At 74.9% G+C, this 18,159-nt stretch carries 17 protein-coding genes; 8 read left to right on the forward strand and 9 right to left on the reverse strand.

Annotation, left to right across the window (positions count from 1 at the left end):
- Positions 1–5 precede the first annotated feature (5 nt).
- Together C229_RS0112785 and C229_RS0112790 are read left to right on the forward strand one after the other, a co-directional pair.
- Positions 6–767, forward strand: a complete 762-nt coding sequence (locus tag C229_RS0112785; protein ID WP_240487241.1) for a class I SAM-dependent methyltransferase — start codon at positions 6–8, stop codon at positions 765–767.
- Positions 757–1,884, forward strand: a complete 1,128-nt coding sequence (locus tag C229_RS0112790; RefSeq protein WP_018655475.1) for a prenyltransferase — start codon at positions 757–759, stop codon at positions 1,882–1,884. Before C229_RS0112785 ends, C229_RS0112790 begins: the two co-directional genes overlap by 11 nt.
- Before the next feature lie 48 nt (positions 1,885–1,932).
- Here C229_RS0112790 and C229_RS0112795 read toward each other — a convergent pair whose 3' ends face one another.
- Positions 1,933–2,622, reverse strand: coding sequence for a class I SAM-dependent methyltransferase (locus tag C229_RS0112795; protein ID WP_018655476.1), 690 nt, complete (start codon positions 2,620–2,622; stop codon positions 1,933–1,935).
- A 99-nt stretch (positions 2,623–2,721) separates the two neighbouring features.
- Between C229_RS0112795 and C229_RS0112800 the strand changes: the two genes are divergently transcribed.
- From C229_RS0112800 to C229_RS0112815, 4 genes are all read left to right on the forward strand, one after another.
- Positions 2,722–2,913 (forward strand): ferredoxin, encoded by a 192-nt coding sequence (locus C229_RS0112800; RefSeq protein WP_026313729.1) that lies wholly within the window; start codon positions 2,722–2,724, stop codon positions 2,911–2,913.
- A gap of 36 nt (positions 2,914–2,949) precedes the next feature.
- A complete protein-coding gene (locus tag C229_RS0112805) occupies positions 2,950–4,038 on the forward strand; it encodes an alcohol dehydrogenase catalytic domain-containing protein (protein WP_018655478.1) in 1,089 nt (362 codons plus the stop codon).
- Between the two features lie 110 nt (positions 4,039–4,148).
- A complete protein-coding gene (locus C229_RS0112810) occupies positions 4,149–5,957 on the forward strand; it encodes an endonuclease/exonuclease/phosphatase family protein (RefSeq protein WP_026313730.1) in 1,809 nt (602 codons plus the stop codon).
- Positions 5,958–6,076: 119 nt separating this feature from the next.
- On the forward strand, positions 6,077–6,271 hold the full coding sequence (locus tag C229_RS0112815) for a hypothetical protein (RefSeq protein ID WP_018655481.1): 195 nt from the start codon (positions 6,077–6,079) through the stop codon (positions 6,269–6,271).
- Between the two features lie 167 nt (positions 6,272–6,438).
- Here the strand turns inward: C229_RS0112815 and C229_RS0112820 are convergent, their stop codons facing one another.
- The 3 genes from C229_RS0112820 to C229_RS0112830 all read right to left on the reverse strand — a co-directional run bounded on the left by C229_RS0112820 (position 6,439) and on the right by C229_RS0112830 (position 10,883).
- Positions 6,439–7,434, reverse strand: coding sequence for a D-cysteine desulfhydrase family protein (locus tag C229_RS0112820; protein ID WP_018655482.1), 996 nt, complete (start codon positions 7,432–7,434; stop codon positions 6,439–6,441).
- Positions 7,431–9,437, reverse strand: a complete 2,007-nt coding sequence (locus C229_RS0112825; RefSeq protein WP_155884776.1) for a YML083C domain-containing protein — start codon at positions 9,435–9,437, stop codon at positions 7,431–7,433. The genes C229_RS0112820 and C229_RS0112825 overlap by 4 nt, the downstream gene beginning before the upstream one ends.
- 900 nt (positions 9,438–10,337) lie before the next feature.
- Positions 10,338–10,883: a DUF1707 SHOCT-like domain-containing protein gene (locus C229_RS0112830; RefSeq protein WP_018655483.1), complete on the reverse strand. Its 546-nt coding sequence runs from the start codon at positions 10,881–10,883 to the stop codon at positions 10,338–10,340.
- A gap of 206 nt (positions 10,884–11,089) precedes the next feature.
- Between C229_RS0112830 and C229_RS0112835 the strand changes: the two genes are divergently transcribed.
- Entirely contained in the window at positions 11,090–11,674 is a 585-nt protein-coding gene (locus C229_RS0112835; protein ID WP_240487219.1) for a Uma2 family endonuclease, read from the forward strand.
- 9 nt (positions 11,675–11,683) lie between these two features.
- Positions 11,684–12,364 carry a cupin domain-containing protein gene (locus C229_RS0112840; protein ID WP_018655485.1) on the forward strand — a complete coding sequence of 227 codons (681 nt, stop codon included), beginning with the start codon at positions 11,684–11,686 and terminating at the stop codon, positions 12,362–12,364.
- An 8-nt stretch (positions 12,365–12,372) separates the two neighbouring features.
- Here C229_RS0112840 and C229_RS0112845 read toward each other — a convergent pair whose 3' ends face one another.
- The 5 genes from C229_RS0112845 to C229_RS0112865 are packed head-to-tail and all read right to left on the reverse strand — an operon-like array spanning position 12,373 to position 18,150.
- Positions 12,373–13,380, reverse strand: a complete 1,008-nt coding sequence (locus C229_RS0112845; protein ID WP_018655486.1) for a sugar phosphate isomerase/epimerase family protein — start codon at positions 13,378–13,380, stop codon at positions 12,373–12,375.
- Positions 13,377–14,522 (reverse strand): Gfo/Idh/MocA family protein, encoded by a 1,146-nt coding sequence (locus C229_RS0112850; protein WP_018655487.1) that lies wholly within the window; start codon positions 14,520–14,522, stop codon positions 13,377–13,379. Before C229_RS0112850 ends, C229_RS0112845 begins: the two co-directional genes overlap by 4 nt.
- Before the next feature lie 32 nt (positions 14,523–14,554).
- Positions 14,555–15,607, reverse strand: coding sequence for a substrate-binding domain-containing protein (locus C229_RS0112855; RefSeq protein ID WP_018655488.1), 1,053 nt, complete (start codon positions 15,605–15,607; stop codon positions 14,555–14,557).
- A gap of 21 nt (positions 15,608–15,628) precedes the next feature.
- Positions 15,629–16,621 (reverse strand): ABC transporter permease, encoded by a 993-nt coding sequence (locus tag C229_RS0112860; protein WP_018655489.1) that lies wholly within the window; start codon positions 16,619–16,621, stop codon positions 15,629–15,631.
- Entirely contained in the window at positions 16,618–18,150 is a 1,533-nt protein-coding gene (locus C229_RS0112865; protein WP_018655490.1) for a sugar ABC transporter ATP-binding protein, read from the reverse strand. Before C229_RS0112865 ends, C229_RS0112860 begins: the two co-directional genes overlap by 4 nt.
- Positions 18,151–18,159 lie beyond the last annotated feature (9 nt).

The following is an 18,159-nucleotide window of genomic DNA, read 5'->3' on the forward strand; positions in this document are numbered from 1 at the left end:
CGACCCTGCTGACCGTGGATTTCCAGCGGTTCCGCGTCACCCCCGGCGAACGCGTCATGGACATGGGATGCGGTGCCGGGCGGCACGCGTTCGAGCTGTACCGCAGGGGTGCCGACGTCGTCGCCTTCGACATGGACGCCGACGAGCTGGCCGGTGTCGAGACGATGTTCGGGGCCATGCGGCTGGAGGGCGAGGTGCCCGAGGGCGGCAACGCCACGACCGTGCAGGGCGACGCGCTCGACCTGCCCTTCCCCGACGGCCACTTCGACAAGATCATCGCGTCGGAGGTGCTGGAGCACATCCCCGACGACATGCGCGCCATGCGCGAACTGCTGCGGGTGCTGCGGCCCGGCGGGCAGCTCGCCGTGACCGTCCCGGCGTGGCTGCCCGAGCGGCTGTGCTGGGCGCTGTCGGAGGACTACCACACCGCGCCCGGCGGGCACGTCCGCATTTACACGCGGGCCGAGCTGGAGGCCAAGCTCAAGTCGATCGGGTTCCGCGTCGGCGGGCACCACCACGCGCACGGGCTGCACGCGCCGTACTGGTGGATCAAGTGCGCGGTCGGGGTGGACAACGACAAGCACCCCCTCGCCAAGGCGTACCACCAGGTGCTGGTGTGGGACATCATGAAGCGGCCGCTGGCGACGCGCGTCGCGGAGCGCGTCATGAACCCGCTGATCGGCAAGAGCGTCGTGGTGTACTTCACCAAGCCCGGCTCCGCCGCCGAGTCCACCGCCCCCGTCCAGGAGACGGCGGATGCTGTCTGAGATCGTGCCGCCGTCCGTGCCGGGCGTGCTGACCGCCGACGACGTCGTCGCCACGGCGCGCAGCATCGCCGCCCAGCAGGAACCGTCCGGAGCGATCCCGTGGTTCACGCCGACCGACGGCGTCCCCGGGCACGTCGACGCGTGGAACCACGTCGAGGCCGCGATGGCGCTCACCGTCGCGGGGCTGAACGACGCGGCCCGCCGCGCGTACACCTGGCTGGCCAGCGTGCAGCGCCCGGACGGGTCGTGGCCCGCCAAGTGGGTGCTCGGCAAGGTCACCGAGCCCGGCGGGGAGTCCAACCAGGCCGCCTACGTGGCGGTCGGGGTCTGGCACGAGCTGGAGATGACGGGCGACGAGGCGTTCGCCCGCGCCATGTGGCCGACCGTCCGGCGCGCGATCGAGTTCACGCTCGGGCTCCAGACGCGGCGCGGCGAGATCCTGTGGATCAGGCACGAGAACGGCGAGGCCGCCGATCACGCGCTGCTGACCGGGTGCTCGTCGATCTACCAGGCGCTGCGGTGCGCGGTCGCGCTCGCCGAGCGCATCGGGGAGCCCCGGCCGGACTGGGAGCTGGCCGCCGACCAGCTCGGCCACGTCGTCGCCGCGCACCCCGAGGCGTTCGCTGACAAGTCGCGCTTCTCGATGGACTGGTACTACCCGGTGCTCGGCGGCGCCCTGCGCGGCCCGGCCGCGACGGCGCGGTTCGCGCAGGGGTGGGAGACGTTCGTCGTGCCCGGCATCGGGTGCCGGTGCGTGTCGGACCAGCCGTGGGTGACGGCCGCCGAGAGCTGCGAGCTGGTGCTCGCGCTGGACGCCGCCGGCGACCGGGCGCGGGCGCTGGAGCTGTTCACGACGATCCAGCACCTGCGGCACGAGGACGGCTCGTACTGGACGGGCTGGCAGTTCGCGAACGAGCGGCACTTCCCGGGCGACCGTTCGACCTACACGGCCGCCGCCGTCGTGCTGGCCGCCGACGCGTTGCACGACGGTTCCCCGGGCGCCCGCCTCTTCAAGGAGATCGCGGGACGTCCGCTGGGCCCGTCCATCGCGGCGGACCCGGCGGCCTGCGGGTGTGAGCTGGGATTCGTCGCGAATCCGGTGCGCACACGGCTTTGACGGCGAGACGCGACGAGGGGGCGGCCCGGCGGCCGCCCCCTCGTCGCGTCAGGCCACGGGGATGTCGGAGGTGCGTTCGAGGACGCGGAGCGAGCCCTCGGCGCGGTGTTCGGTGAAGGCGCCGGAGGCGAGGGCGCGTTCGTAGACGTGGAACGGGGCCTGGCCGCCGTGGGCGGGGTCGGCGAAGACGTCGTGGATGGCGAGGGCGCCGCCGACCAGGACGTGCGGGGCCCAGTCGGCGTAGTCGGCCTGCGCCCACTCCTCGGCGTGGCCGCCGTCGATGAACAGCAGGGCGAGGGGGGTGCGCCAGAACCGGGCGACGGTGCGGGAGGCGCCGACGATGGCGACGACCTCGTCCTCCAGCCCGGCGGCGCCGATGGTGGCGCGGAACTTGGGGAGGGTGTCCATGCGGCCGGTCAGGGGGTCGACCAGGGACGGGTCGTGGTGCTCCCAGCCGGCCTGGTTCTCCTCCGAGCCGTGGTGGTGGTCGACCGTGACGAGCGTGCCGCCGGTCTCGCGGGCGGCCGCGCCGAAGTAGACGGCCGACTTGCCGCAGTACGTCCCGACCTCCAGCAGCGGGGCGCCGGGGTGGCGGGCGCCGAACTCCACCGCCGTCTCGTAGAGCGCGACGCCCTCGACCTCGGGCATGAAGCCCTTGGCGGCGCGGGCTGCGCGCAGCAGGTCGGCCGGCATGGCGGGGGGCGGGGCGGGGGGCCGCGCGGTGGTGTGCTCAGTCATCTATCGCCTCCGGCGCGCACTCTAGCGAAGATCCACGACTGCTCCGCACCCTTGCCCCCAGAGACTGGAACGTGTTCTACTTTCGGGGTGGAGAAGGCGATGAGAGTGACCGTCGACCCCCTGGTCTGCGAGGCCAACGGCGTCTGCGTCGGACTGGCCCCCGAGGTGTTCGACCTCACCGACGAGGACGAGCTGGTGATCCTCGCCCCCGACGTGCCCGCCGGGGAGGCCGACCGCGTCCGGCACGCCGTCCGGTCCTGCCCCAAGGCCGCGTTGAGCATCGAAGAGTAGGCCCCGTCCCACCCCCTCACTGTGGAGGCTGAACCCATGGCCCGTGCCGCCGTCCTGCACGCCGTCGGTGACAAGGAACTCGACCTGCGCGACGACGTCACCACCGTCGAACCCGGGCCCGATCAGGTGAAGGTGCGGATCAGGGCGACGGGCGTCTGCCACTCCGACCTGTCCACGATGACGGGGGTGCTGCCGTCCGTGCCGCCGACCGTCGTCGGGCACGAGGGGGCCGGGGTCGTCAGCGAGGTGGGCGCGCACGTGACGTCCGTCGCGCCGGGCGACCACGTCGTCGTCAACTGGACGCCCGACTGCGGCGCCTGCCCCGAGTGCCTGCGCGGCGAGCCGTACCTGTGCATGACGTTCATCGCGCGGTCGTTCGGCGAGCCCGCGTTCCGGCTCGGCGACGGCACCCCCGCCTACGGCATGGCCGGCACCGGCACGTGGACGGAGGAGGTCGTGCTCCCCTGGCAGGGCGTCATCAAGATCGACGACGACGTCCCGTTCGAGTACGCGGCGCTGCTCGGCTGCGGCATCCCCACCGGGGTCGGCGCCGTCGTCAACACCGCGAAGGTCGAGCCGGGCGCGCGGGTCGCGGTGATCGGCGCGGGCGGCGTCGGGCTGTCGGTGATCCAGGGGGCCCGGATCTCCGGCGCGGCCACGATCCTCGCCGTGGACCCCAACGAGGCCAAGCACCCGGTCGCCGAGCGGTTCGGCGCGACGCACACGGCCACGCTCGACAGCCTGGAGGACACCAAGAACCTCCTCACCGCCGGGCAGGGCTTCGACTACGTCTTCGAGGTCGTCGGGAAGTCCGCCGCCATCGCGACGGCGTGGGGCGCGACGCGGCGCGGCGGCGACGTCATCGTCGTCGGGGCGGGCGCGGCCGACGACGCCTTCACCACCGACGCCTTCACGCTGCTGTTCGACGGCAAGTCGCTCAAGGCGTCCCTCTACGGCGGCTGCGACCTCAAACGCGACATCCCGCGCTTCGTGGACCTGTGGCGCGCGGGACGGCTCGACATCGAGGGCCTCATCTCGCGCCGCATCGGCTTCGAGGAGATCAACGACGCGGTCGCGGCGCTGCGCGCGGGCGACGTGATCCGCCAGGTCGTGCTTTTCGACTGAGGACACTGTTTCCACCGGACACGCCCACTGTGTCCTGAAGAACACCGTCTCGGACCGTCCATCCGTGCTGCAATGGGACCTCTCACCACGAAGCGATCTCGGGAGGACGGGTGCGCGGAGCGCGGGAGGCCGGAGCGGTGCTCGCGGCCGTCATGGTCACGCTGCCGCTGGCGGGCACCCCCGCCAGTGCCGGTGCCCCGGCCGCGCCCCGCATCCGCGACGTGCAGGGCGGCGGGCACGTCTCGCCGCTCGCCGGACGGCCCGTCGCGGGCGTGACCGGCGTCGTGACCGCCCGGGACGGCACCGGGTTCTGGATGCAGGACCCGGCGCCCGACCGCGACGACGCCACCTCCGAGGCCGTGTTCGTGTTCGACCGCACGTCCGCGCGGGTCGCGGTGGGCGACGCCGTCCGGGTGGACGGGCGCGTCGGGGAGTACCGGGCCGGTCCGGGCGCCGCCGCGCACCTGTCCCGCACCGAGATCGACGCCACGGCCGTCGCCGTCACGGCGCGCGGGGTGCCGCTGCCGCCGCCCGTCGTGCTCGGCCCCGGCGGGCGCAAGGCGCCGCCCGCCGTCTCCCCCGGCCCCGCGCACGACGTGGAGCGCCGCGCATTCGACGTGAAGCGGAACGCCGTCGACTTCTACGAGTCGCTGGAGGGGATGCGGGTCCGCGTGGTGGACGCCGTCGCCGCCGGGCCGTCCCGGTGGGGCGAGGTGCCGGTGCTGCCCGCCGGGGGCGCGGGCACCCGCGACCGCACCGCGCGCGGCGGGCTGCTCCAGCGCGCCGGGACGCCCAGCCCCGAACGCGTCCTGCTGGACGACGCGCTCGCGCCGCTGCCCGCGATGAACGTCGGGGACCGGCTGCCCGGCGCCAACGACGGCGTCCTCGACTACGGCCGGGGCGACTTCCGGCTGCTGCTCACCGCCGCGCCGCGCCGCCAGGACGGCGGGCTGCCCCGCGAGACGGCCCGCGCGCAGCGGCCCGGGGAGCTGGCCATCGCCACCCTCGACCTGGCGGGCCTGCATCCCGACACCCCGGCCGAGCGGCTGCTCGTCCTGGCCCGCGACATCGCCGAGGGACTGGCCGCGCCCGACCTGATCACGATCGCCGGGCTTCAGGACAACAGCGGCCCGGCCGACGACGGCACCACCGAGGCCGACCAGTCCGCCGCCGAGCTGATCACCGCGATCAGCGCGGTGGGCGGGCCCGCCTACGACTGGCGGTCGATCGCGCCGCGCGACAACGCCGACGGCGGCGAGACCGGCGCCAACCCGCGCCTGGGGTTCCTGTTCCGCACCGACCGGGGGCTGACGTTCGTGGACCGGCCCGGCGCCGCGAACGCGCCCGTCCGGGCGGTGCCCGCCGGGGGCGGGGTCCGGCTGTCGCACAGTCCCGGCCGGGTCGCGCCCGCCGACCCGGCGTGGCGGGAGACGCGCAAGCCCGTCGCGGGCGAGCTGACGTGGCGGGGCCGCCCGCTCATCGTCGTGGCGGGCCAGTGGTACCCGGCGATCACCGACGACCAGCCCGCGTTCGGGCGGCACCAGCCGCCCGCGCGGCCGAGCACGGCCCGGCGCGACGAGCAGGCCAGGGTGCTCGCCGGGTTCGTGAACTCGGTGCGCGCGGCGGACCGGAACGCGGCGGTGATCGTCGCGGGCGACCTCAACGAGCCGGGCGACGGCGGGCCCGTCAAGCGGCTGACCGGGGAGACGGGGCTGCGCGATCTGACCGGCGAGGTGCCCGAGCCGCGCCGGTACACGTCGGTCGCCGGTGGCCACGCCCGCGCGCTCGACCACATCCTGGTGAGCCCGCCGCTCGCCGCGCGGCGGCACGAGACGGACATCGTGCACCGGACGGCCGAGTTCGCGGACCGGGCCGGAGAGCGTGATCCGGCGCTCGTCCGGATCGAGGCAGCGCCCTGATCACCATCATTTCGGACGTTCCAGGCACGCTTTCGGAACGGTCCTGAAAGAGCTTCGTGTTTCTTCTGGATCTTGCGGGGGACCTCCGAGGCGTCATTGCCGCCACGAGAGGAGCACCCATGGTGCGCCGTTACGGCTACGGGCGCCGGGGCATCGGCCTGGTCGGGCTGATCTACCTGCTCATCGGCCTGTTCGTCGCCTGGGACCGGGGTTACATCACGCCCGACCTGGTCAAGCGCGTCTTCAGCGCCATCCTCGCCGTCCTGCTGTGGTTCCTCATCCTGCTGGGCGTCGACCTCCACATCGACCCGTGACGCCCGGAACGTGACGGCAGGGGCAGGATGCCCTGCCGTCACGGCCATAGTCCGGGGCGTGTGCGCGGCGTTACCGTCCCGGCATGGTCAAAGCATGTAGTTGCGGACACGGCGGCGGCTGCTCGTGCCCCAAGGGGTGCGGCTGCGGCTGCAACGGCTGACGCCGCTCAGAACACGTCCGGATAGACGAACAGGCCCGGGGCGCCGCCGGTGTGCCAGAACACGGCGGTCTCCCCGGCGCCGACCTCCCCCGCGTGCGCGAGCCCGGCCAGCGCGGCGGCGGCTTTCCCCGAGTAGACGGGGTCGAGCAGCACGCCCTCGGTGCGGGCGAACAGCCGGACGGCACCGGCCATCTCCGGCGTCTCGACGCCGTAACCGGGGCCGAACCAGTCGTCGCGCACCCGGTAGCCGCCCGCCGGGACGGGCACGTCCAGCAGCGCCGCCGTGTCGGCGAGCAGCGCGTCCAGCGCGGCGCGGGTGACGTCGGCGGGCTCGTAGACGCAGATCGCCTCGACCTCCGCCGTCACCCCCGCCTCGGCCAGGCCCAGCACCAGACCCGCCGCCGTGCCCGTCGTGCTCGACGCCACCACGATCCGGTCCACGTGCCCGGGGCCGCCGGGCGCGGTGAGCTGCGCGGCGAACTCGGCCGCCGCCGCGACGTAGCCGAGCGCGCCCGTCGCGTCCGAACCGCCGGTGGGGACGACGTGCGCCGGGCCGATCTCCTCCAGCACGGCGACGGTCTCGTCCAGCCCGTCCACCAGGTGGACGTTCGCGCCGAGCAGGCCGTCCAGCAGGACGTTGCCGTTCGTCTCGTACAGCGCGTCCGACCTCGGCACCGACCGGTTCAGCACCAGCTCGCAGCGCAGCCCGAGCCGCGCGCACGCCGCCGCCGTCTGCCGCGCGTGGTTCGACTGGACCGCCCCGAACGTGACGATCGTGTCGTGCCCCTCGGCCTTCGCCCGGCCCAGCAGGAACTCCAGTTTGCGGGTCTTGTTGCCGCCGAACGCCAGGCCCGTGCAGTCGTCCCGCTTGATCCAGACGTCCGGGCCGCCGAGCGCGGCGGTCAGCCGGGGCGCGGGCTCCAGCGGCGTCGGCCAGTGCCCGAGCGGAAGGCGGGGATGCTCGGCCAGGCGGGCGGTCAGGGTGGTCAGCGCGTCCGTCATGGGGCCATTGTGCGCCAGAGGTACGGGACGTCGCCCCGGTGGCTCATGGTCGTGCCGATGACGAGGAGCGCGCCGCCGTCGGCGGCGAGGGCGTCGACGCGCTGGTCGCCGTCGGCGCCCCGGGCGGGGAGGCGTTCCCACGCGCCGCCGCGTTCGGCGACGACCGTGAGCGTGCGTGCGCCGGGGACGCCGGTGGCCCCGGCGGCGGCGAAGCCCGCCGGGGTTGCGGTGACGGCGGCGGGGTCGCGCAGGACGTTGAGGTGCTGCGGCGTCCACGTCGTCCCGCCGTCCGGGCTGAGCAGCGCGCCGCCCGGGACGAGGGCGAGCAGCCGGGCGCCGTGCGCGGCGACGGCCGTGGGCGGCGCGGTGCCCGGCGGCTGGCGGGTCGGCTTCCAGGCGACGCCGTCCGGGGACGTCCAGGCGCCGGGCATCTCGATGCCCTTGCCGCTGAGGCCGCCGACGGCCGCGTAACCGGCCGGGGTGGCGGTGACGGCGCGGGGCGCGGCGCCGGTGCCGGTGCCGAGGTTCGCGCGGCGCCAGGACGTGAGGTCGGCCGAATGCCAGACGCCGCCGGGGCCGACGGCGACGTAGCCGCGCGGACCGGCGGCGACGCTCGTCGCGCGGCCCGGGGCGGGGACCGGCCGCCAGGTGACGCCGTCCGGCGAGGCGAGCGCCACGGCCTTCCCGGACGACTCCGCGCCGAGCGCGAGCCAGCCGGACGGGCCGTGCGCGACGGCGCCCAGGGCGCGGCGGCCCGGCGGCAGGGCGGTGCCCGCGCGGGTCCAGCCGGTGGGGGTCGCGGACGTCCAGACGGCCGCGTCGCCGCCGGTGGCGCCGACCGCGACGAGACGGCCCGGCGCGGCGGCCACCGCCGCCACCCTGCGCTGCACGCCGATCGCGCCGCCGACGCGGGTGAGGTCGACGGGGGCGCCCGCGACGAGCAGCGGGTCGTCGCCGGTGCGGCCCGCGACGACGGGCGTGCCGGCGCCCGCGACGGCGAGCGCGGTGACGGCCGGGATCGCGGTGCCGGGCGTCCAGGCGCGGCCGTCGGCGCTGCGCAGCGTGCGGAGCCCGCCGTCCTTGCCGCGCACGACGGCGGCCAGCCCCGCCGGGGAGCCCGCGAGCCGGACGACGATGCCGTGCGGCTCAGTGCCGAGCCCGGGGGCGGGCGTCCAGACGCGGCCGTCCGGGGAGGTCGCGACGGTGCCGAAGCGGGTGGTCGTGCGGCGCTTCTTCGGGCCGGTCGTGCGGGCGTCGTCGCGGACGGCCGCGAACCCGCCCGGACCGGACGCGATCCCCTGCACCGGGCCCGGCGCCCCACGCGGTTGCGGCACCGGGACGGCCTGCCAGCGGCGCCCGCCGTCCGCCGAGCGCCACACGCCGGACGGCGCGCGCTTCCCGGTGACGCGGGCGGGCGTGCCGCGCGCGAGGAGCACGCCGCCGGAGACCGCGACCTGGTGCAGCTCGCGCGCGGACGGCGCCGCCGTCCGCTCCCAGGCGCGCCCGTCCGGCGACGTCCACACGGCGGCCCGGTTCCCGGCCGCGCCCACGGCGACGAACCCGGCGGCGGTGCGGGCCAGGCCCGTGACGCGGCCGGGCGGGCCGCCGGTGCGGTAGGTCCAGGTGCGGGCGTCGGGGCTCGTCCAGACGACGGACGCCCCGGCGGCGTCGCGGCCCAGCGCGACCCAGGAGTCCCGCGTCCCGGCCACGACGGCGGGCCGTGCGCCGCGCGGCGGCTCGTTGTCGTCGGGGGTGCGCACGGACGCCAGCCGCCACCGGCCGCCGTCGTCGTCCGACACGATGAACTGCGCCCGCGCCCCGCCCGCCGCGCCCGGCTCGCTCTCGGCCCCGGCGGCCACGATGACGGGCCCCGCCGCCGCGACGGCCCCCAGCTCCTGCGCGAGCCCGTCCGACCCACCGGGCGCGGGCAGAAAGAACCGCCCACCCGGAAGCGCGGCGTCCGCCCCCGGACGAGGCGCCGGTGCGGGCTTCCAAGCGAACACGGCAACCCCGACGGCCGCCACCACCCCGACCACGACCCCCCCCGCCACCACAGGCCACCCCCGCCCACGCGCGACGCCACCCGAAGCCACCCCGCCCGACCCAGCACCCCCGGAACCCGCCCTCCCGCCCGGCACATCCCGCTCACGCGCAACCTCCTGCGCACGCGCGGCACCCCCCGGAGCCGCACCGGCGACACGGGAAACCGCCCTCCCGCCCGGCACATCCCGCCCACGCGCCACCTCACCCGGCGCCGCGTCACCGGGAACCGCCCGCCCACGCGTCACCTCCTGCGCACGCACGCCATCACCCGAAACCGCACCGACGGCGCGCGAAACCGCCTGCCCGCCCGGCACGTCCCGGTGACGCGCCGCCTCACCCGACACCGCGTCACTGGGAACCGCCCGCTCACGCGCGGCATCACCCGGAGCCGGGCCTGTGGTGGGGGCGGCCGAACGCACGCCCGGCGCATTCCGGTCGCCCGGTTCGTCCGAAGCCGCACCGGCTGTGCGGGAGACCGGGCGCATGCTCGGCTCATCCCGGTCGTGCGTCGTTTCGCCCGGAACCGCGCCGGTGGCGGGGGGAGCCGGGCGCACGCTCGGGGTGTCCTCGTCACCTGCGGTGTCGTCTGGGGCGGGGGTGGGGTGGCGCGGGGTCTGCCAGGGGACGCCGGCCGTTCGCCAGGCGTCGTAGGAGGCGCGCCAGTGGGAGCCCTTCGGGGCGGGTGCCTCGGTCACCGTGAGGATGCGGCGGGCCTCGCGGGACGCGGTGTTCTCCGCGCCGGGCGCGTCGTCGTGCTCGGGTGTCCTCGCCGTCACTCGTTCCCCTCCGCGTGCTCGCGCGCGGCCGGGACGTCGGTGCGTACGGCCGCCCTCCCCCGTGGGACGGTGCCGTCCATCCTGTCAGGCGGAGGGCGGAAGGTCCGTCACTTCGATCGTGCCCTTGTAGGCGAGTCCCTGGACGCGGACGCACTGCGTGCGCGGCGGGGCGTCGCCGCGCAGGTCCGTCGAGACGCCCGCGCCGCCGGACTCCACCCGGACCCCGGGCGGCACGAGGATGTCGACGCGGGACTTGTAGGCGACGACGCGCAGCCGCGCCACGTCGCCGTACTCGGCGGCGGTGAGGTCGAGCACGGCCCGGCCCTTGTAGACGACGACCGTCGACACCGGCGGCAGCGGGTACCGGCCCGACCGGCGCAGCACGCTCTTCCACGCGAGCTGGAAGCGCCCCGCGACGCGGGCGCCCGGCGCGGCGGGCGCGTGCGCGGGCAGGTCGGCCGCGACGAGCGCCAGTTCGGGGGTCGTGCGGCAGCGCAAAGTGCGCTCGATGCGCTCGTCGAGTTCGGCCTCGTCGATCCGGCCGTCGGCGAACGCGGTGTGCAGGCGCACGAGCACGGCGTCCCGGTCGAGATCCGAGGCGCGCTGCGCGGGGCGTTGATCGAGGCTCATCGGATCTTCCCTTCGCGGTCTCGCCGCCCGAGCCTGCACGCTTCCACCGTTGGAAGGTCAAGCCCCGACTCGCGATGTATCTTAACTTGAACCGGCTCCCCGCCGGGAGACCCCGGCCGGACCCGGCCGCGCGCCTGCCGGGCCGCGCACCCTCCCTCGGCTAGATTCGGCTCAAGCCGATCATCGAACACCGGAGACGGGGGCCCGTGACAGTGACGGCCGGGCACGAACATGGCCCGTACACCCTGTACGACCTGGACCAGGCGCCCGACGACGGGCGCCGCCACGAGCTGGCGCACGGGTGGCTCACCGAGCTGCCCGGCGACCTGTGGCACGACAACGCGGCCGAGCGGCTGCGCGACATCCTGCGCAACGGCGCGCAGCAGGCGAACGCGGAGATCCACGTCGCGGGCGCCCCGCAGGACGTCACGACACCGGCGGGCATCCGCAAACCGGACGTGTTCGTGGTGTCCCGCGACGTGGCGCGCGGCGCGCTGGAGCGCCGCACCCGCACCTACTACGGGCCCGACCTGCTGCTCGCGGCGGAGATCGTGACGCCGCGCACCGCCAGCGAGCAGGCCGACCGGGTCCGCAAGGTCGCCGAGTACGCCGCCACCGGCATCCCGCACTACTGGATCATCGACCTGGAGCCGCGCCCGTCGGTGACGCTGCTGCGCCTCACCGACGCCGGATACCGGGTCGTCGGCCGGGCCAGGTCCGGGGACACCGTCAGCGTGACGGAACCCTTCCCCGTCGCGTTCGATCCGGCGCGCCTGTCGGAGATGGAATAGGGTCGCGGCGTGCTGCTGACGACGCTCGACGCGTGGCGGGCCCAGGCCGGTGACCGGTTCGTCCTGTCGGAGGCCGGGGGCGTCTGGGCGCCGGACGACGACGCCGCCCTGTTCACCCTGGCCGACGAGACGTTCCCGTCCGGTCAGGTCGTCGCCGCCGACCTGACGCCGCTGCCGGGCCTGGCGCAGGGCGTCGTCGACCGGTCGCCCGCGGGCGAGCTGCGCTTCCTGCGGCGCGGCCCGGACGGCCGGCACACCGCGCTGCTGCACCGGCCCGCGACCGCGCAGGCGCTCGACCTCGTCCCGCACCCCGAGGGCGGCTGGTACCGGGAGACGTGGCGCGCCGCGCCGCGCTTCACCCCGCCGGGCTATCCCGGCGAGCGCTACGCGGCCACCGGCATCTACTTCCTGCTGCCGCTCGGCGAGGAGTCGATCTGGCACGCCGTCCGCTCGGACGAGGTGTGGCTGTGGCACGCGGGCGGCCCGCTGACGCTGCTGCTCGGCGGCCCCGGCGACGCGCCCGGCGAGCCGTCCGCGATCACCCTCGGCGCCGACCTGGCGGCGGGCCAGGTCCCGCAGGCCCTCGTCCCGGCGGGCGTCTGGCAGGCCGCCCGGCCCGCCGCCGACACCGAGGTCCTGGTCTCCTGCGTGGTCTCCCCCGGCTTCGACTTCGCCGACTTCCGCGCCTGACGCGCGGCTCAGTCCGAGCCGAAGGCGGCGTCGAAGGACGCGGTCGGGGGTTCGATGGAGTTGAGGTCGCGGATGAAGGCGAGGGCCTCGGGCGCGCCGCGCAGGCGGTCCATGCCCGCGTCCTCCCACTCGATCGAGACGGGACCGGCGTAGCCGATGGCGTTGAGGGCGCGGAAGCACTCCTCCCAGGGGACGTCGCCGCGGCCGGTGGAGACGAAGTCCCAGGAGCGGCGCGCGTCGCCCCACGGGAGGTGGGACGACAGCCGCCCCCGGCGGCCGTCGCGCGGACGGACGCGGGTGTCCTTGCAGTCCACGTGGTAGATCCGGTCGCGGAAGTCGTGCAGGAAGCCGACCGGGTCGATGTCCTGCCACACCATGTGCGACGGGTCCCAGTTGAGCCCGAACGCCGGACGGTGGCCCACGGCCTCCAGGGCACGCAGCGTCGTGTGGTGGTCGTAGGCGATCTCGCTCGGGTGCACCTCGTGCGCGAACCGGACGCCGACCTCGTCGAACACGTCCAGGATCGGGTTCCAGCGCTCGGCGAAGTCGGCGTACCCCCGGTCGATCATCGACGGGGGCGTGGGCGGGAACAGCGCGAGCGTGTGCCAGATCGACGACCCGGTGAACCCGACGACCGTGTCCACGCCGAGCCGGGCGGCGGCCCGCGCCGTGTCGGCCATCTCCGCCGCCGCCCGCTGACGCACGCCCTCGGGCGACCCGTCGCCCCAGATCCGGGACGGCAGGATGCCCCGGTGCCGCTCGTCGATCGGGTCGTCGCAGACGGCCTGGCCGACGAGGTGGTTGGACAGCGTCCACACCTTCAGGCCGTGTTCGGCGAGCAGGTCCAGCCGCCCGCGCACGTAGCCGTCGTCGTGCAGCGCCGCCTGGACGTCGAAGTGGTCGCCCCAGCAGGCGATCTCCAGCCCGTCGTAGCCCCACCCGGCCGCCAGCTCGCACACCCGGGCGAACGGCAGGTCGGCCCACTGGCCGGTGAACAGGGTGATCGGTCGCGTCATCGCGCGTCTCCTTCCACGGTGACCCACGCCGTCCCGCCGTCGGCGCTGCGCTGCACGGCGTCCAGGACGCGCTGCACGCGCAGCCCGTCCGCGAACGACGGTGCCGGGTCGGCGTCGTCGGCGATGGCGTTGAGCAGGTCGGCGAACTGGTGGGTGAAGGTGTGCTCGTAGCCGAGCAGGTGCCCGGGCGGCCACCAGGCCCCTGCGTACGGGTGGCCCGGCTCGGTCACCATGATCCGGCGGAAGCCCGCCGTCTCGGCGTCCTCGGTGTGGTCGTGGAACCACAGCTCGTTCAGCGCCTCCAGGTCGAAGGACAGGCTGCCCTCGGTCCCGTTGACCTCGATGCGCTGCGCGTTCTTGCGGCCCGCCGCGACGCGCGTCGCCTCGAACGAGGCGAGCGCGCCGCCGGAGAGGCGGGCGATGAACAGGGCGGCGTCGTCCACGGTGACGGGCGCGGCCCCGCCGCCGGGCAGCGGACGTTCCGCCGTGAACGTCTCCAGCAGCGCCGACACGCCCGTGACGTACTCGCCCGTGATGAACTGGGCGGTGTCCACGATGTGCGAGGCGATGTCCCCGAGTGCCCCCGACCCGGCCCGGTCGCGGTCCATCCGCCAGGTGTGCTCGGCGTCCGGCGACGTCAGCCAGTCCTGGAGGTACTGGGCGCGGACGTGCCGGATTTCACCGAGTCGCCCGCTCAGCACCAGCCGCCGCGCGAGCGTCACGGCGGGCACCCGGCGGTAGTTGAACCCGACCATCGAGCGGACGCCGCGTCCGGCCGCCGCCTCGGCCGCCGCGACCAGCTCGGCGGCCTCGGCGACGCTGTTCGCGAGCGGCTTCTCGCACAGCACGTGCTTTCCGGCCGCGAGCGCGGCCAGGGCGATCTCGGTGTGGGTGTCGCCGGGGGTGCAGATGTCGATGAGCTGGACGTCGTCGCGGCGCAGCAGCTCCTTCCAGTCGGTCTCCACCGACTCCCAGCCGAGCGCCCGCGCCGCCGCCCCGGCGCGCTCCGCCGACCGGCCCGCCAGCGCGGTGAGCCGGGGCGTCAGCGGCGGGTCGAAGAACGCCGCCACGTTGCGCCAGCCCTGCGAGTGGGCGCGTCCCATGAACGCGTGCCCCACCATGCCCACACCGAGTTCCGCCATGATGTCCCCCTTTCCGTGGTGCCGGGCGCGCGTCAGGACTCGAAGCCGAGCGGCAGGTACGTGGCGACGTTGTCCTTGGTGACGGTCTCGGACGCGAGCGTCAGCGACTGCGGCGCCCGCTGCTCGACGAGGTCGGCCATGCCCTTGTCCTGCGCGATGAGCCGGGCGATCCGGATCGCGGACCCGGCCATCGTCGGGCTGTAGGTGACGGTCGCCTCCAGCACGCCCGAACCCTGGATCTCGCGCATCGCGTTGGCCGAGCCCGCGCCGCCGACCATGAAGAACTCCTTGCGGTTCGCCTGCTTGATCGCGGCCAGGACGCCGACGCCCTGGTCGTCGTCGTGGTTCCACAGCGCGTCGATCTTCTTGTGCGCCTGGAGCAGGTTGGCGGCGACCTGGTTGCCGCTCTCCACGGTGAACTTGGCGTCCTGCTTGGCGGTGACCTTGAAGTCGTAGGTGGCGAGCGCGTCGGCGAAGCCCTTGCTGCGGTCCTGGGTGAGGGGCAGCGTCGCGATGCCCTGGATCTCCACGATCACCGGGTTCGACACGTTCTTCTGCTTCAGCTTCTCCCCGACGTAGTGTCCGGCGGCGACGCCCATGCCGTAGTTGTCGCCGCCGATCCAGGTCCGGTAGGAGAGCTTGTCGGGGAAGACGCGGTCGAGGTTGACGACGGGGATGCCCGCGTCCATCGCCTTGCGGGCGACCTGGTTGAGCTGCGCGCCGTCGTTGGGCAGCAGCACCAGCACGTTGACCTTGGCCGCGATCAGCGACTCGACGGCCGAGATCTGCTGGTTGATGTCGTTGGTCGGCTCGACGGCCCGCAGCGTGACGTCGGAGTAGTTCTTGGCGACGTCCTGCGCGTTCTTGGTGATGGCGGCGATCCAGCCGTGGTCGGCGGCGGGCGCGGAGAACCCGATCGTGACCTTGGTGCCGGGCTTGTCGTTGTCACCGCCGTTGATCGCGGCGGCGGGCTTGGACGCCTCCTCCGGGGTGTTGCCCGTGCAGGCGGCGGCGAGGCCGCCCGCGGCGACGGCGGCGCCGCCGATCAGCAGGCCCCGGCGGGACGGGATGCGAGGGGTGTTCATGACTGCTCCTGGGGGGTGGGGTCAGGTGGGGGTGCGAAGGCCACGGCGTTGCAGCAGGACGGCGACGACGATGATCACGCCCTTGGCGATGAGCTGGTCGGTCGTCTGGAGTCCGTTGAGGACGAACAGGTTCGTGATGATCGTGAAGACGAGCACGCCGAGGATCGACCCGACGACGGTGCCGCGCCCGCCGGTGAGCAGCGTGCCGCCGATGATGACGGCGGCGATCGCGTCCAGCTCGTACAGGTCCCCGTGGGTGGCGGAACCCGTCGTCGTCCGGGCCATGATGATCAGCGCGGCGATGCCGCAGCAGAACCCGGACAGCGCGTAGAGGGCGAGGGTGTGGCGGCGGACGTCGATGCCGGCGAGCCGCGCCGCCTCGGGGTTGCCGCCGACGGCGAAGGTGCGGCGGCCGAACGTGGTGCGGTTCAGCAGCACCCAGCCCGCCGCCGCGACGGCCGCGAACAGGTAGACGACGAGCGGCAGCCCGAGGACGCGCGTCGTCGCCAGCGACTCGATCGCGTTGTTCTCGGGGCGGATGAGCTGCGTCTTGCGCTCGGAGATCCGCTGCCCGAGGCCGCGCGCCGCGACGAGCATCGCCAGCGTCGCGATGAACGGGACGAGCCGCCCGTAGGCGATGAGCAGGCCGTTGACGACGCCCGCGCCGGTGCCGACGAGCACCGCGCACAGCACCATCACGACCGGCCCGTACGACTGCGTCGCCAGCGTCGTCGCCCACACCGACGCCAGCGCCATCAGCGCGCCGACCGACAGGTCGATGCCGCCGCCGATGATCACGAACGTCATGCCGACGGTGATGACGCCGATCGTCGCGGCCAGCGTCAGGATGCCGGAGATGTTGCCGCCGGTCGCGAACTCGCCCGGCTGGGTGACCAGCCCGACGACGACGAGCAGCCCCAGCGCCCCCAGCAGCCCGAGGTGCCGGATCTCGCCCGGCCCGCGCCGCGCCCGTTCCGGCGGATCGGCCTTCTTCTTCGTGAGCGTGAAGGTCATCCGGCACTTCCCTCCATGATCATGTTGAGCACCGCGGCCTCGTCCAGTTCCCCGGCTCCGGCGGTGCGCAGGACGCGTCCCTCGCGCACGACGAGGACGCGGTCGGCGAGCCCGAGCACCTCGGGGACCTCGCTGGACACCAGCAGCACGCCGACGCCCCGGGCGGCGAGTTCGCGGATCAGCCCGTACAGCTCGGAGCGGGCGCCGACGTCGACGCCGCGCGTGGGTTCGTCGAGGATGAGCAGCCGCCGCCCGCCCGGATCTCCCGCGCCGCCGAGCAGCCAGCGGGCCAGCACGACCTTCTGCTGGTTGCCGCCCGACAGCGTCACGACGGGACGGTCCGGGTCGGGCGGGCGGACGTCGAGGGCCTTGAGCTGGTCCAGCACCTCGGCGCGCTCGCGGCGCCGGTCGAGCCAGCCGCCGCGCGAGTAGCGGGCCAGGCCCGCGATCGTCATGTTGGCGGCGACGGTGTCGTACCGCAGCAGCGCCTGGCTCTTGCGCTCCTCGGGCGCCAGGCCCATCCCGTGCCGGACGGCCGCGCCCGTGCTGCCGGGCCGGACCGCCTTCCCGTCCACCAGGACGCGGCCGGACGTCGCCCGCCGCGCCCCGTAGATCGTCTCCAGGATCTCCGAGCGGCCCGCGCCGACGAGCCCGGCCAGGCCGACGACCTCCCCGGCGCGGACGGTGAACGACACGTCCGCGAACGCGCCGTCCAGCGTCAGGTTCTCGACGCGCAGCACCTCGTCGGTGCCGTCGGGGACGCCGGGCCGCTCGGGGAACGCGTGGTCGCCCTCGCGGCCCGTCATCAGCGCGACGATCCGGCTGGTCGGCGTGTCGTGGACGGGCAGGCCGTTCGCGACGGACCGGCCGTCCTTGAGGACGGTGACGCGGTCGCCGATCTCGCGGATCTCGGCGAGCCGGTGCGAGATGTAGACGACGGCGACGCCCTGCCCGGTCAGGTCGCGGATGACGCGGAACAGGTTGGCGACCTCGTCGTGGGCGAGCGCGGCGGACGGCTCGTCCATGATGATCAGCCGTGCGTCGTGCGACAGCGCCCGCGCCATGCTGACGATCTGCTGCTGCGCGGCGGACAGCCGCCCGACCTCGCGGCGGACGGGGATCTCCCCGTGCCCGAGCCGGGTCAGCAGGTCGCGGGCGGCGGTCTCGGCGGCGCCGCGCCGGGAGAACCCGAACCGGGCGGGCTCGTGGCCGAGGAACACGTTCGCGGCGACGCTCAGCCCCGGCACCAGGTCGAGTTCCTGGTAGATCGTGGCGATCCCGGCGCGCATCGCGGCGGTCGGCCCGGCGGGCGCGAACGGCTCCCCGGCCAGGGTGATCTCGCCCGCGTCGGGGCGGTGCGCACCGGCCAGCACCTTGATCAGGGTGGACTTGCCGGCGCCGTTCTGGCCTAGCAGGCAGTGCACCTCGCCGGCGCGGACGTCGAGGTCGACGCCGGACAGCGCCTTGACGCCGGGGAACGTCTTGACGGTGCCGCGCATGCGCAGCAGCGGTTCGGGCGGCGGGCCCATCCGGCCTCC

Origin of the sequence: Actinomadura flavalba DSM 45200, assembly GCF_000374305.1 — a bacterium.
GTDB classification, from domain to species: Bacteria; Actinomycetota; Actinomycetes; order Streptosporangiales; family Streptosporangiaceae; genus Spirillospora; species Spirillospora flavalba.